The following is a 14,519-nucleotide window of genomic DNA, read 5'->3' on the forward strand; positions in this document are numbered from 1 at the left end:
ATAGCTAGGGCTTGCTGAATAAGTCTGTTGGTGAGGGTAGGGACACGGCATAATTAACATTTGCAACTTCTACCTTATCTATGGAATGCCGTGTCCCTACAATTTCCCATAGATATTTTGAAGCAATGGCAAGAAAAATATAATATATCTTAGAAAAGCTACTCTTCAAGAAATTAACATGAATAACAAGCAGCCAGATCCAGAAATGATCAAACGCCATGTTGCTAAACTGCGAGAAGTAGTTCGACAATATGATGCTTTGAATATATTGCTGGATAAAGCGATCGCACAAGCAGAAGAAGATATTCGTAACAGTCCCCTGACAGCTTATCGTTTAGGAAAAGCTAATTCTGTAACAACAAAAGAAAATCTTTCCGACTCATAATTTACAAGTGCGATCGCTATCAATTTATATCGGCTTTTTACCCTAAAATAAGGTAAAAATATATAGCATAATAGCTATTGTTCCTTAAGGAATACTGAATTGGTGGTAAAAAAACAGACAAAAAATATATTCTCTGCTGTATCTCTCTTTTCAGGTGCAGGAGGTATGGATATAGGAGTAATCCAAGCAGGATTTGATGTTCTAGCTTGCATAGAAATAGATCCTTACTGTTGTGAAACTTTGCGTACATCTATTAGTCGCGATCAACGCCAAACTCGGATTATTGAAAATGATATTCGCCACATCGATCCGGAAAAATTAATGAGAGATTTAGACATAAAACCGGGTGAACTTGATTTACTTTTTGGTGGGCCACCCTGTCAGTCATTTTCTCAAATTGGCAAGCGAAAATGCCTGGAAGACGATCGAGGAATGTTACTTTTTGAAATGACGCGATTTGCCGATGTATTCCGCCCGAAAGTAATTTTAATTGAGCAAGTTAAAGGATTGCTAAATGCACCCGATCGCAGTGGCAAAATCGGAGGAGTTTTTGAATTACTATTACAACAGTTGCAAAATCTTAATTACCTTACTAATTGGAAAACTATTATTGCTGCCGATTATGGCGTACCCCAAATCCGGGAGAGAGTGTTTATTGTTAGCACCTTAAAACCCAATCAATTTGACTTTCCTTCCCCCACGCATTGTCCGGCAACACAATCACTTCCCCTGTTTCCATTGCCCCCTTACCTAACAGTTGGCGAAGCTATTGAAGGACTAGGAAAACCAAAATCTAAAACCGAAATTATTTCAGAAAATAGCCATGTAGATGTAACTCCTGATGGAGATAGAAGGCGTATAAATGGCGTACCAGAAGGTTCTTATTTAGCAAAAGAATTGCATCTTCCCCAGAGTCAGCGCGGCAATCTTGCCAAAAAAGATACCACAAAATTTCGTCGTTTGTCGCGTACCGAACCTGCCTTAACATTGCGCTGCGGAGAGATATTTTTTCACCCAATAGAAGACCGCTATTTAACACCCCGCGAGTATATGCGACTTCACGGCTACCCCGATGAATATTTACTTAAAGGGCCAATAAAAAGTCGTTCAGGTAGGGTGAAATATCTCGATCAACACAGACAAATTGCTAACTCTGTACCGCCGCCAGTTGCTCGTATACTTGCAGAAGCAATTAAGAGGAATTTAGAGTGCCGAAACTCTTTGAAATCTTTGGCTACCCGATAGACGATCGCTCAGAAGAAGCCCAACAAAATCGCATGGCAGCACGCTGCCCTTTCATGGGTTGCGATTGTGATGGTGGCGGTAATCGCTATCTTTCACAAATAGATTTATCTCGCAATCCTGCATTAAAAGAAATGTCTCCTAATCGTGCTAAACTTGCTGCTGGTGTATGTTCTATACAAGTTAAAAATAACTCAGCACCTTGGATTGTTTGTCCTAGAAGATTGCTTGTATTAGGGCGTGAAAGAGCAGGAGAAAGAACGCATCAAATAAACGCCGAAATTGCAACTTTAAGGTTACTTGGATATCCTTCCGGTACGCGACTAGGTATTTGGCCTGAAGTTAAATTAAAATTTATTAGTGTAATCAACGAGGTTCAAATGTCCTTTGATTACACTTTTGATTATCTGCTCATGCCAATTTCCTCAGTTAGTCAGTCAGAAATTGAAAGCACAACAAATTTACCTTGGAGTAAATTACAAAAACTTCTGCAAAATGGTGGTTATACAATTACCAAAAAAGGTAATGAATACTATGTAGAAGATTGTCCAACTGGAGTGCCAAGCATTATAGAAATTATGACTTCTAGCACTTCTGGCGGAGACAAAAAAGCACGAAGTACAATCCCAATGGCATTTGAAGATGTGCTGCTTGGTAGACACCATAATGCCCCTAGTATTAATTACCGTCAAGTATGGGCAAGGATGGTAAGTCAACTAATTGTTAAGAGTGAAATTGCCATTAATTGGGGTGGAAAAGCGATCTGGGTTGTGCAGGATTTACTAGTAGATTACATCTGTGCTTCTACTGCTTTAAATATACGACAATTCCTGTCTAACAATACTTCAGAAGTTAATTTGCTAAGTTTTTCATATCAGGAAAATTTTGCCATGCCTACGGGAGTTATAGATCTGTCAAACCCACAATTATTTGCTGGCCCGATGACATCCGATTCGGCAAATAGTTCTCCTAGAAGACCAAGTTTTCAAGACATAATTCGTGCGCCTATTTGTCCTCCACTCGATCGCCTTTTGGCAGCACTAGCACGACGCAAACCAACTAATCAAGTGATTGCACCATAAAACACTCAAAAACCAAAAAGGTTGATAAGGAGCATTTTAGCTACCATTATCAACCTTTTTGTTATCTGTCATTCGTCATTTGTCCTTTGTCATTTGTTTTTCCCAATGACTAATGACTAATGACCAATGACTAATGACTAATGATTACTTAGTTTCCGAAAATTCAGCGTCGATTACATCATCGCCACCACCGGAAGTTCCGGTAGAACCACCGCCTGGCGCAGCACCAGTACCATCGCCACTAGGCGCAGCACCACCAGCTTGCTGATAGATATTGCTACCGATGCTGTACAGAGTTTGTTGCACTTCTGGCATCAATTTCTTGATTTGTTCGTCGTCTTCTTTAGCAACAGCATCCTTCAAGTCTTTAATTAAACCTTCTAGTTTAGACTTGTCAGCAGCGGGTACTTTGTCACCCAATTCTGCAAGTTGTTTTTCCGCTTGGTATGCTAAAGAATCAGCTTGGTTTTTGCGATCGATCCGTTCCCGACGTTCCTTATCAGCAGAAGCATTTTGTTCTGCTTGTTTCACCATGCGATCGACTTCATCTTTCGGCAAAGTAGAAGCGCCAGTGATGCTGATCGATTGAGCTTTACCAGTACCTCTGTCCTTCGCAGTTACGTTCAGGATACCGTTAGCATCGATATCGAAAGTTACTTCGATTTGGGGAACTCCACGAGGCGCAGGGGGAATACCATCTAAGCGGAAAGTACCCAGACTCTTGTTGTCGGTGGACATTTCCCGTTCCCCTTGGAGAACGTGAATTTCTACGTTAGTTTGTCCGTCAACCGCAGTGGAGAATACTTCCGATTTCTTGGTAGGAATGGTAGTGTTGCGAGTGATAATCTTGGTCATGACACCGCCAAGAGTTTCCACACCCAGAGACAGCGGAGTTACGTCTAGCAACAAGATACCAGATGCACCTTCATCGCCGGAAAGTACACCAGCTTGAATAGCTGCGCCAACTGCTACCACTTCATCCGGGTTAACGCTTTGGTTAGGTTCTTTACCCAACAACCGTCTCACCACTTCTTGCACAGCGGGGATACGAGTAGAACCACCAACTAGCACTACTTCATCGATCGCAGACTTATCAATCTTCGCGTCGCGAACCGCAGTTTCTACTGGAATGCGGCAGCGATCGATTAAATCAGAGCAAATTTCCTCAAATTTCGCCCTTGTTAACGTCATTTCTAAGTGTTTCGGCCCATCTTGAGTCGCAGTGATGAAAGGCAGGTTGATTTCCGCTTGAGTCACGCTGGACAATTCAATTTTCGCCTTTTCTGCTGCTTCCGTCAGACGTTGCAAAGCTTGTTTGTCTTTGCGAAGATCGATACCTTCATCTTTTCGGAATGCTTCAGCTAAGTAATCAACGATTTTCTTGTCGAAGTCGTCACCACCCAGGTGAGTATCGCCAGAAGTCGCCAACACTTCAAACACACCATCGCCAATTTCTAGGATAGAAACGTCGAAAGTACCACCACCCAAGTCAAATACCAGAATGGTTTCGTTAGCTTTCTTATCCAAACCGTAAGCTAAGGATGCAGCTGTAGGTTCGTTGATGATCCGCAGAACTTCAATCCCAGCAATCTTACCAGCGTCTTTAGTCGCTTGACGTTGGGAGTCGTTAAAGTAAGCAGGTACGGTAATTACTGCTTGCGTAACTGTTTCACCCAGATATTTGCTTGCGTCATCTACCAGCTTGCGAAGAACTTGTGCAGAGATTTCTTCAGGTGCAAATTGTTTGCCTTGTGCTGGACAATCTAATTTAACGTTTGCGTTGCTATCGCGCAGGACTTTATAGGAAACTTCTGTAGCTTCGTGAGTAATTTCGTCAAATTTACGTCCAATAAAGCGCTTTACGGAATAGAACGTATTTTCTGGGTTCATTACCGCTTGGCGCTTGGCGATTTGTCCGACTAAGCGATCGCCATTTTTAGCATAAGCTACAACCGAAGGTGTAGTCCGAAAACCCTCTGCGTTGGCGATGACTGTGGGTTTACCACCTTCCATTACAGCCACACAGGAGTTAGTCGTACCTAAGTCAATTCCAACAACTTTTGCCATAAGAGTGTTCGGTTTCCCATCTAACTACAAAATTTACTAGGCTCGATTGATTAGTTAAATCGAGAGCAAGACAGCACTGCTAACTGCACCAACCGAGCCCTTTCACCAACTTTGTTCAACTTGTATATTGTTCTGCACAACACAGAACTCTTTTCTATACTCAGCGGCGATCGGGGTGATTATGAAGGCGAGGTTTCCGAACCTTTAAAGGACGGTTGCCTTTCGGGAGGTTTTTTCGTAGCTGCTTGGTGCTGCCACTAATCAATACTTTAAGCAATTCCACCCATTCCGCGATTGGTGCGAACCGTAATTAAATAGTTGTATTTGCCGTCTTTTTGCAGAAAGGCAGAGGGCAGAAGGCAGAAGGCAGAAGGTTTTTTCAAGGTTGAAGGGAAGGAAGGTAAAAGTTTTATTTCAATTTTTCATCAAGATTAGTTCTATCTAGCCAAAATCAATTATTGTAAATATCTCCTCTAAAACCTATATTATAAATCTGGAGTTCATCTCGTTCAGTATCAATTGTAAAAATAATTCTAATTTTGCCCACTCTCATTCTTAAAAACCTTGCCATTCTCCCTCTAACATTTTAATATCAAGCTCTCCTGATGGTACTACGCCCGATCGTTCAATTGCGTCAAGCAAATAAAGGATTTTAGTCTGAATTTTCTCAGCATCTTTAGCTGAGAGCTTTTTGATAAACTTAATTGAATTTTTCCTGAAGGTTAGTTCCATGTCGCACCCAATCTGTCATATTCACAAAATCATCTTTGTCATAATCGGATCGTGAACCAAATTGTGCTTGAATTTCCTGCATTTCTTTTTCACTAACACGGGGAATCAAAGCTAAAGAAAGAGCAAGTCGTTCTTCCTTTAACACTTCACGAATGGTTTCTCGGATGGTTTCTCGTACACTTTCTTGAATGATTTGCTTCAGTTCTTGTGCTTCCATTTCTACTGCCTATTTTTTAAACTAGCTGCTTTTTTCACCAATATATTAACATTTGACAATCCAAACTACGATAAACTGTTCGGGTGAAAGGGTATGAAGTGCGAGAGTTTCCCCTTGTGGGTTGGTAAATTCGATTTCGTAGGCGCGATCGCTATATTCCTCTACAATAGCACCGCGATCGCCAACCTGAAGCCCTATTTCAGGAAGATCAACCAACATTTCGACTACATCAAATAAATTAGGTTTAATCATTGGTTTTTTACTCAGATTTTGTACTAGTCGCAACATCCGCCTGGAAATCAATTTCCACAGCGAGTAGCTAAAGTCCTCTGAAGAGGACTAAAATATTAGTAATCCAAATCAACGCTTTCAGTCCATTTTAATGGACTTCAGCTATTAGCCTGCGAATTGATTCGCAGGCGGGTTCAAACCGCAGACACAAGATCTCAGATCGCAGTTTTATTTAATCTTTCGGCAATCCTAACTCTGGCAACCCTTTGACAATTTTAACCGTTTCTAAACTCACTGTAATCACCTGTTTAATTAAGCGGACAATATATTCTTCATCATCCAGTCGATTCGGATCATTTGTAATCCCGCTCCGTCCTGTCTAAGCGCAAGTAAAGTACCAAAATCTGTATCTGCTGAAACAACTGTTCGGTTTTCTTGGGCAGCAAGTTCAAAAATTTCCATATCTTCCGATGCGTGCATACCATAATCACAAACATGAACAGCATCAAAACCTGCTTGTTGCAATCCAATTGCTATCATCGAAGATAAAGCGTTGTCAATCAAAAATTTCATGCACTTAATAAGGGTAATTCTCTTTCTCTAACTGCTTGAGCAGCATAATATAAAGCTTCTTGAATATCCTCTATTTCCAGGTTAGGAAATGCTTCTAAAATTTCCTGTTCTCTCATTCCTTCGGCAAACATTCCCACCACAGTAGCAACGGGAATGCGTAAATCACGAATGCAAGGAACTCCCCCCATTTTTTTCGGATTGACAGTAATTCTGGTAAATTTCATAGCTAATTGCTCTCCTAACGATGGTGGACAAAAATGTTGATACACTCACACGCCTATCCATTATTAAATATTTGCGATTGTTCATATCCTCCGCTTGATAAGCATTGTAGGGAGGATTGCCATAGATAAAATTTTTTCACAATATGATATCATTTTATGATATCATAAATTATAACTATGGAAAGAGAAGCTGTAACTATTCGTATCCCTACCGATTTGCTGGAGCAAGCAAGACAGTTTCGCGAAGGTGGAGAGTCTTTTAATGAGATGGTGGTTGATGCGATCGCACGCGAAGTAAAAAGAAGGCGCAGTCTAGCAGCACATCAGCGAATTGTCGCTCGAAGTTCCGAAGTAGAAGCCAAAACAGGCATTCAACAAAGTTCTGTGGAATTAATTCGTCAGTTGCGAACAAATGAGGGACGGCGTGACTAAATGTATCGATACTAGCGTCTGGATTCCTTATCTTTTACCGGAAACATTACAACCCCAAGCGAGAAATTTAATCACTCCATTACTAACATCAAATGTCCGTTTAGTTGCACCTGCATTTGCTTGGACAGAAGTTGGCTCAGTATTACGAAAAAAAGTAAGATTGGGAGTAATTACCGCAACCCAAGCAGCGGAATTTTATGATGATTTCTGCCAAATGCCTGTGGATTATTTGGATAGCGATCGCATCCGTGCAAAAACTTATGAAATTGCCGAACAGTTCTCTCTAGCAACTCTCTATGATGCGGCTTTTTTAGCAGTCTCCGAATTAGAATCGGCTGAATTTTGGACAGCAGATCAATCTTTGCTCAATACACTTACGCCATGTCCAGCTTATGTTAAAAAACTGGAGGCATGAATCCAGTAGTTTTCAATAAGGTGTAAACGATATAATAAGAGCAAAACTAAAGTGGGTAAGAAAAAAGATATTCAACAAGTGGAAGCAGTTGCCAGAGAGTTTAATATGAATGAATCAGAAAGAAGAGATTTCGGAGATTTTATAGAGGAGGAAAAAGCCGCAGGGAATGGGGGAATAAAAAATGAACGTGGTGATTTTACTTATCAAGAATTACAACAGAAAGCGCGTGAATTTTTAGGTATAATTTAGCTAATGGCAATCAAATTTATGAGTAATAACTTAGTTCGTGAAGTAACCAAATTAACAGATATAAGGGAAATAGCAGAGATTACAATGAAGGTTTTCTTGCAAATCTGCTGGAAAGCAACTCTAAGTTATGGAGATGAATTAAGCCTTCATATTGGAGCGAAAATTCCTTATTCACAAAAATCGATGGCTGGGAAAGAAAAAGGTGAGTGGATAGTAGGTACGAGAGGAAATCCTTGGAAACTTAAATCAGGAGGGGAAACGATCGCTACTTCTAATGAAGATGCGGAAATTATTAGAGACAAAATTAAAGCGATCGAAAATAATCACATTAGTTGGTTTGTTCCCACTCCAGAATTAGGTTTTAATATGGGTTTTTCTAATGGTTATGAATTGATACTTATCCCAGAAATTGAAGATGATTCTGATTTACCATATTGGGAAATGTTTACTCCCGAAGCTATGGTTCTCAAAGTTGGGCCAAATGCTATGTGGTCTTATACTTCAGTGTTCCATACAAGTGTAAGCAGTTCAATTGTCGGAAGCTATGCAGTAGTAGAAGCTAAATCTAAATCTCGCTCACAAAATCCAACACTAATGAATAAATATTTTTTGATCGAACAGATAAAGAAAAGAGAAGTTTTTGAAAAAGCGTATACCTATGCTATATATTACCGAATTAAGGAAGATTCATACTGCAATTTTATTGAGATAGCTTACTACAGAGAGAATAAAGAAAGATTGTTTAGAGAGGTTGAATTAGTTCTTGATAATCCAAATTTATATGAACCATGCACGGCATTTTCTTTCTATATGCCAAAATCAGATATGTTCTTCAGGAGGATGATATACACTCCATTCAAAGATTTAGTAATTAAATTTATGTTTGTCTCTGTTTTAGCTGAATTATTAGATTTTACCTTTGTTAAAAATTGCTTTTCTTCTCGGCTTCATACAAATCCCGAAAAAGATAATAAAGCAAAAAGATATTTATATAAGCCTTACTATGAGGCGTTTACAGACTTTGTAGCTTGGCAATTAGCACAAGTGGAAAATAGCACTTGTATGCTGAAAACAGACATATCATCTTTTTATGATTCTATATCTCATGAATATCTTCTATCGGCAATCTCTAAACAATTAAATATAAATAGAGATAATGATTTCATGCTTTTGTTTGAAAAAACTTTGAAATTTACAACTTTCTATTATTCAATTATTGATGGGAAATTATGTGAAACATATAATAGAAAAGGTATTCCAGTAGGAAATTCAGCAGAGGGATTTATAGCAAATATATTCCTCAATGAAGTTGATGAAGCATTATTCAACTTGGGCATAAACTTTGGCAGGTATGTAGATGATTTTCGCATTTTTACAAACAATAAAAATGAAGCATTAATAAGTTTACGATTCCTGCAAGAATTACTTTTTCAGATAGGAGTGAATTTGAATTCTTCAAAAACTACAATTATAGAAGCTCAAGAAAAAATTATTGAATTTATTGAACATTCAAAGAAAGATGGAGTTTATGCAATGGCTATTGAAGAACAGGAAGAGGAGCAAACCAGGCAAGAAAAGAAGCTAGATAAAACCTCCCTAATTAAAGAAATTGATTCGGAAAAAGCAAGTCAACAATATCAAAAATCTTCTTTTTCAGATGGTCAAGCATTATTTAACACAATAGAAGATATTAATAATGAACATAAAGCAGAACAATTTTGTAAATTTATGAATGAAATCAACCCGGGTAAGAATCTGGAAGTTAACATATTTATTAATCAAATGGAATGGCTGTATCAGTTGTCTAAAAAATACCCAAAAGGTAAGTATTACTCCTGGTTATTTGTAAAATTCCTGTCTCTAAGCTACAGCAATGATGTCCAAATGATTAGCCTTAAATATCTTTTTAAAGTTTTTGATGATGAACTTGTTAATAATTTTATCAAGACTAGAATTATCCATCATCTCGTTAAGCCGCGAAAGGGAGCATTAACATACATAGAAAGAATATCAACAAGAAAAATCCTCAAGGAAAGAATTATTGAACATATAACTAAGTTGATGAAAATCAGTTGTATAGCATTGCAATTAAACTGTATATATGCTTACTATTTGCTTTTCAAAGATCATCGACAGTTACAAGATTTTGTATCGAAAAGTTTAAAACGTCCAATACCTGAACCGATCCAACAGGCTGTTTATCAGATTGGAGCTTTATGTTACAAAGGTTCTCCAAGGCTAGTTTCTTTTGAAGAGATTTTGGAAGAGAGTGAAATAGAAGCTGAATCTGAAGGTTTTCTTTTTCAGTAAAATTGCAATATTAAAAGTCAATTTCTGGATCGGGAGACTCATAAATAATAAGAAAGCTTCTTGCTCTTGTTATTCCAATATATTTGTCTGCAATGTTCCAATTACTTGGGATAAATTTTTGGGGCTTCTCAAAAAATAATATTATAACATCACTTTCTAGCCCCTTATACATCCCAATGTTAGACCAATAAATACTATTTTTATCTTGATGAGGGAATGAATAAGGTTTGAGATCAAAACGATTGATCTGCGAGTACTTTGAAAGTATAGACTTTGAGGGTGGATACATATCAGTTAATATAACAATCTGAGCAGGAAGTACATTTTCTGTGTCAACTAAATTTGTAATATTTTCCTCTAACATACCAAGTATTTCATCTGTCGCTTTATATATCCTATGTACTACATCTCTTCCCTCAATTAATGAACTCTCTATACGATAGTTGCAAGATACAAATGGTTCTGCATATTTGAATATCTTGTGAGTGTTGCGACAGTTTTTATCTAAAACAGTTGGGCTTACTTCCAACACAAATTCATTTGCATTTTTTGAAATGTTTTGATTGCTATCTTGAAAAATATAGATGATACCCTCATTCCTATTGGCAATTAAATTTTTCAATTCGTTAATTTCTTTGCCCTCAAAGTCTTGTCCTTCATCAACAATGATTGCCGTACAATCAAATTTTAGCTTAGAATCTTTTTCCTGTATTTCTTTATAACTAGATACTACACAGTACCCCAGTTTAATTTCATCTTGTAAAGAGACTGCCAGATAAAGAGAAAGGTCTTTAGATTTACATATTACGAGCGTTTTAACCTTATGTTGACATAACCTTTTTGCTTTTTCTATGGCTAATTGAGTTTTCCCTGAACCAGCACATCCCAGGATAATGCACTGAGAATGTAGACAAAGATTATTTAAGATACTATATTGCTGTTCTGTTAGTTGAATAATTTCTTGGTTAGCTTCACCAATATCGTTAGCAATGTATTTTTTAAACTGTGTACTTGGAGATATGAGGTTAATGATTGAATCTTTCCGATCCTTTCCAAGTTTTGGAAAAGTTCCCTTAGCTTTATAATAATCGAAAACAGAATTAACCCATTTATCAATGTTTTTTAATTGAGGACGTAAAAGCAATATTTCTTGGGGTGCTTCAGAGGGCAGGTTGTTTACTACTGTATCGATATCAGGAAAAGCTACACATTGCCCAATGCAAAAATCTTTCTTTGAAAATTCATTGTACTTGCTGAGGAAATCCAAAAATTTGAACTTAATTTCTCTGGCTTGTTGAAATGGAGATATTTTCATCTTATCTTGGTTCTGATACCAAACCTTATTAATAGGATCGTAGCTTATTTGACCTCCTTTACCTTCTAATATAAGAATTCCTTTGTCAGGATGAATAATGATAAAGTCAGCTTCCCTATCTTGAACAATATACTTGATATGCTGCCACCAGGCTCCATGAAAAACAATGTAATCATCACTCAGGTTTTTTTCAAAAATTTGGAACAGAGTCCTTTCTGCTTTACTTCTCGTTGCTCGATCTAGATTTTTAGGAATCATTCTTGCCATAACTTCTTCACTCCTTAATTTTCAGATGGGTCTTACTTTGTAAGTAATTCTAATGTTGAACTATCTATTGTGTGATAACTATGCTACAGCCAAGATTCAGGGTTACTAAAATGGGTCGCGCCACAGTAATTTACTATTAATTCAACCCTTATAGATAACTTTAAGGGCTAAGTATGTATGATATTGGAAATAAAGTATAAATTTTTATATAGATATAAAGTACTGCAAAAAGCTTTTGGATGTCAAGTAGCCTTGATATGACTACAATCAGAGACTCTATTTCCATTAACGAGTACAAGAGTATGATAATTAGTGAGTGCCTTACCACAAATTTCTAGTTATTGATTATACTACATTATATTCAAGAAAGTACAACTTCAGTTCTACATCAAACCTAGCATCATAATTAATTTAGCCGATCGCACAACTCATTAATTATCTCTAAGATTTTGCCCCTCCACCGGAAAATCATGCAATCCTAATAGTAGATTTATAAAGAAGGCAGAGTTATGCAAACTTTAGTTGCATCTCCCACCAATCTGAACAATTGTGATTTATCAGATCCTCATCATCTACTAAAAACATTGCAAGATTTGCGTCAAAGCGTTTACCAAGAAGGACAGGAACTTTTTCAACGCTGGCGACCTTTAATCAAGAGAAAATCTTTCTTATTAAGTGCTTTGAATTTAGCTTATTATTTAGCACTCCGTCATCATGATTTACGACCAATTCAAACCGCACTTGTACCTTGGGGATTATCATCTTTAGGTCGCAGTGAATCGAGAGTTTTACCCAATTTAGATGCCGTAATTACAACTTTAGGGGAACTAGTTAATGCTGACCCTAATAGTTTACCAGGTCGTCGTCCTTTGCGGGCTTTTTTCCGGGGCGATCGCCTCTTAAAAAAAGAAGTAGAAGCAGTTTTTGGTAAAGCTTCTGCCGATCGCCAAGTCAGAATCATGGTAACATTACCCAATCAAGCAGCAACAGATTTTTCCCTAGTTTTAAAACTAGTAGAATGTGGTTCTGATTGCTTCCGAATAAACTGCGCCCATGACAATCCAGAAGTTTGGGAAGCTATCATTAAAAATGTCCGACTTGCCTCAGAAAAAACCGGAAAAAATTGTAAAGTATTCATGGATTTAGCAGGGCCAAAACCTCGGACTTTAGAGGTAGTTTCGCCTGATGTAAAAAGTCGGATGGTAGTTGGCGATCGCTTACTTTTAACCCGCAACTCTCCCCAAACAGCAGACCCCACAATTCCCTTCCGCGCCAGTTGCAGTTTCCCCGAAATCTTAGACCAACTTCACGAAAACGATCCCATTTGGATCGATGATGGTCATATAGGTACAAAAGTAATTTCTCTCACTTCCGAAGGCGCACTTTTAGAAGTCACACACACCCGTCTTAAAGGGGAAAAACTCCGCCCAGAAAAAGGATTGAATTTCCCAGAAACAGTAATTAAACTTTGTCCATTAACTGAAAAAGATTTCCGCGATTTAGATTTTGTCGCCCTTCATGCTGACATAATTGGTTATTCTTTTGTGCAAACACCAGCAGATGTGGCATTATTACAATCAGAAATTCAAAAACGCCTAGAAAACTCACCCAGAAAAATCGCCATTGTCGCCAAAGTTGAAACCAAAGAAGCAATTCGTAACCTGCCAGAAATCATGGTGCAAGCAGCAGGAAAACAACCATTAGCAGTAATGATTGCTAGAGGAGATTTAGCCGTAGAAATTGGTTATCAAAGACTAGCAGAAATGCAAGAAGAAATACTTTGGTTATGTCAATCTGCCCACATTCCCGTAATTTGGGCAACCCAAGTATTAGAAAATCTCGCCAAAACAGGCATCCCTTCCCGCGCCGAAATGACTGATGCCGCAATGGGAGAAAGAGCCGAATGTGTCATGTTAAATAAAGGCCCATTTATCAATGAAACAGTAACAATTTTGGATGATGTTTTGCGCCGAATGGAAGCTCATCAATTGAAAAAAACTCCCCAATTAAGAGCTTTACGTTCTTGGTAGTAAACTGTAGGGTGCGTATAGCGCTGCGTGCATGACTACGCTAAAGTGCAACGTAACGCACCATTCCCGCTATCTGAAATGTCGCAGTTCAAATAACCAGCGGAAAAAAGCCAGGAAAAAGGGTTAAAAACTGAATTGGTGGCAGAAGATTATCAGCAGTAGTTTTAGGGAATTTGCACAGGTGCAGAACGTAGGGTATACTGCTTCCCGTCTAATTGATAAACTACAACTGCTTCCACTTTCTTGACATTGCCATAACCTTGTTTGTTAGAAAGTTGATAGCGTTGCGGCGCATATTCTAACCCACCAAGAGTTAAATTCTTAGCAGGTAAAGACATTAAGGGATTCTCAGATCCTAAAGGACGAATCTCAATTTTTTGGAGATTTAGAGCTATTGGCTGCTGAGTTTTGTTTTCTAAAGTAAAACTTAGAGAAGCAAAACCAATCTGACGATTGGCGGTGGGAGAAATGCCATTAGGAGGTAGATTGGGGTCATCTTGCCAGATCTCAAGAGTTAGGGGACTGACAATAATTTTACTTACCGGGGGATGTTGATTGCTGCTTTCCATAAACTGCTTTGGTGAGATTTTAGCTGTTGGTGATGGAGTTACTATTGTTTTAGCAACTCCTGGATTTGCCGCAGAAACTAAAGGGATAAAGTTGCCGCAGCTACTCAACAGAATAGTAATTAAAAATGCGACCTTTACCATTGAAATTTTAAGTTGAGTAAAATTTAAGGCTACACCTT

At 38.1% G+C, this 14,519-nt stretch carries 14 protein-coding genes and 2 pseudogenes; 8 read left to right on the top strand and 8 right to left on the bottom strand.

Going from position 1 to position 14,519, the window contains the following annotated elements:
* Positions 1-178: 178 nt before the first annotated feature.
* From ACE1CC_RS08610 to ACE1CC_RS08620, 3 genes are all read left to right on the top strand, one after another.
* The gene (locus ACE1CC_RS08610; protein WP_413270059.1) at positions 179-385 is read left to right on the top strand and encodes a hypothetical protein; all 207 of its coding nucleotides are present in this window, start codon (positions 179-181) and stop codon (positions 383-385) included.
* Between the two features lie 102 nt (positions 386-487).
* Positions 488-1,630, top strand: a complete 1,143-nt coding sequence (locus ACE1CC_RS08615; RefSeq protein WP_413270060.1) for a DNA cytosine methyltransferase — start codon at positions 488-490, stop codon at positions 1,628-1,630.
* Positions 1,594-2,709 carry a hypothetical protein gene (locus tag ACE1CC_RS08620; RefSeq protein ID WP_413270061.1) on the top strand — a complete coding sequence of 372 codons (1,116 nt, stop codon included), beginning with the start codon at positions 1,594-1,596 and terminating at the stop codon, positions 2,707-2,709. Before ACE1CC_RS08615 ends, ACE1CC_RS08620 begins: the two co-directional genes overlap by 37 nt.
* A 144-nt stretch (positions 2,710-2,853) precedes the next feature.
* On the opposite strand, the gene dnaK is transcribed toward ACE1CC_RS08620, so the two are convergent.
* The 6 genes and pseudogenes from dnaK to ACE1CC_RS08645 form a co-directional block, all read right to left on the bottom strand.
* Complete coding sequence (dnaK, locus tag ACE1CC_RS08625) at positions 2,854-4,776, bottom strand: molecular chaperone DnaK (protein WP_413270062.1); 1,923 nt, start codon at positions 4,774-4,776, stop codon at positions 2,854-2,856.
* A 700-nt stretch (positions 4,777-5,476) separates the two neighbouring features.
* Positions 5,477-5,725: a hypothetical protein gene (locus tag ACE1CC_RS08630; protein WP_413270063.1), complete on the bottom strand. Its 249-nt coding sequence runs from the start codon at positions 5,723-5,725 to the stop codon at positions 5,477-5,479.
* A gap of 60 nt (positions 5,726-5,785) precedes the next feature.
* Positions 5,786-5,977, bottom strand: a pseudogene (locus ACE1CC_RS08635) (DUF4926 domain-containing protein); the annotation flags it as partial.
* Positions 5,978-6,188: 211 nt separating this feature from the next.
* A pseudogene (locus ACE1CC_RS36730) lies at positions 6,189-6,329 on the bottom strand (type ISP restriction/modification enzyme); the annotation flags it as partial.
* Positions 6,269-6,529: a DUF5615 family PIN-like protein gene (locus ACE1CC_RS08640; protein WP_413270065.1), complete on the bottom strand. Its 261-nt coding sequence runs from the start codon at positions 6,527-6,529 to the stop codon at positions 6,269-6,271. The gene ACE1CC_RS08640 and the pseudogene ACE1CC_RS36730, both read right to left, overlap by 61 nt.
* On the bottom strand, positions 6,526-6,753 hold the full coding sequence (locus tag ACE1CC_RS08645) for a DUF433 domain-containing protein (protein ID WP_413270066.1): 228 nt from the start codon (positions 6,751-6,753) through the stop codon (positions 6,526-6,528). The genes ACE1CC_RS08640 and ACE1CC_RS08645 overlap by 4 nt, the downstream gene beginning before the upstream one ends.
* Positions 6,754-6,930: 177 nt before the next feature.
* Between ACE1CC_RS08645 and ACE1CC_RS08650 the strand changes: the two genes are divergently transcribed.
* The 4 genes from ACE1CC_RS08650 to ACE1CC_RS08665 are packed head-to-tail and all read left to right on the top strand — an operon-like array spanning position 6,931 to position 10,159.
* Positions 6,931-7,185, top strand: coding sequence for a YlcI/YnfO family protein (locus ACE1CC_RS08650; RefSeq protein WP_413270067.1), 255 nt, complete (start codon positions 6,931-6,933; stop codon positions 7,183-7,185).
* A complete protein-coding gene (locus ACE1CC_RS08655; protein WP_413270068.1) occupies positions 7,178-7,600 on the top strand; it encodes a type II toxin-antitoxin system VapC family toxin in 423 nt (140 codons plus the stop codon). The genes ACE1CC_RS08650 and ACE1CC_RS08655 overlap by 8 nt, the downstream gene beginning before the upstream one ends.
* A 51-nt stretch (positions 7,601-7,651) precedes the next feature.
* Positions 7,652-7,849: a hypothetical protein gene (locus ACE1CC_RS08660; protein WP_413270069.1), complete on the top strand. Its 198-nt coding sequence runs from the start codon at positions 7,652-7,654 to the stop codon at positions 7,847-7,849.
* Between the two features lie 18 nt (positions 7,850-7,867).
* Positions 7,868-10,159 (top strand): RNA-directed DNA polymerase, encoded by a 2,292-nt coding sequence (locus ACE1CC_RS08665; protein ID WP_413270070.1) that lies wholly within the window; start codon positions 7,868-7,870, stop codon positions 10,157-10,159.
* 10 nt (positions 10,160-10,169) lie between these two features.
* On the opposite strand, the gene ACE1CC_RS08670 is transcribed toward ACE1CC_RS08665, so the two are convergent.
* Positions 10,170-11,741, bottom strand: a complete 1,572-nt coding sequence (locus ACE1CC_RS08670; RefSeq protein WP_413270071.1) for a nuclease-related domain-containing DEAD/DEAH box helicase — start codon at positions 11,739-11,741, stop codon at positions 10,170-10,172.
* A 509-nt stretch (positions 11,742-12,250) separates the two neighbouring features.
* Between ACE1CC_RS08670 and ACE1CC_RS08675 the strand changes: the two genes are divergently transcribed.
* The gene (locus tag ACE1CC_RS08675) at positions 12,251-13,771 is read left to right on the top strand and encodes a pyruvate kinase (RefSeq protein WP_413270072.1); all 1,521 of its coding nucleotides are present in this window, start codon (positions 12,251-12,253) and stop codon (positions 13,769-13,771) included.
* A 164-nt stretch (positions 13,772-13,935) separates the two neighbouring features.
* Here ACE1CC_RS08675 and ACE1CC_RS08680 read toward each other — a convergent pair whose 3' ends face one another.
* Positions 13,936-14,481 (bottom strand): hypothetical protein, encoded by a 546-nt coding sequence (locus ACE1CC_RS08680; RefSeq protein ID WP_413270073.1) that lies wholly within the window; start codon positions 14,479-14,481, stop codon positions 13,936-13,938.
* Positions 14,482-14,519: the final 38 nt, after the last annotated feature.

The organism is Floridaenema aerugineum BLCC-F46 (assembly GCF_041929345.1).
Taxonomy (GTDB): Bacteria; Cyanobacteriota; Cyanobacteriia; order Cyanobacteriales; family Aerosakkonemataceae; genus Floridanema; species Floridanema aerugineum.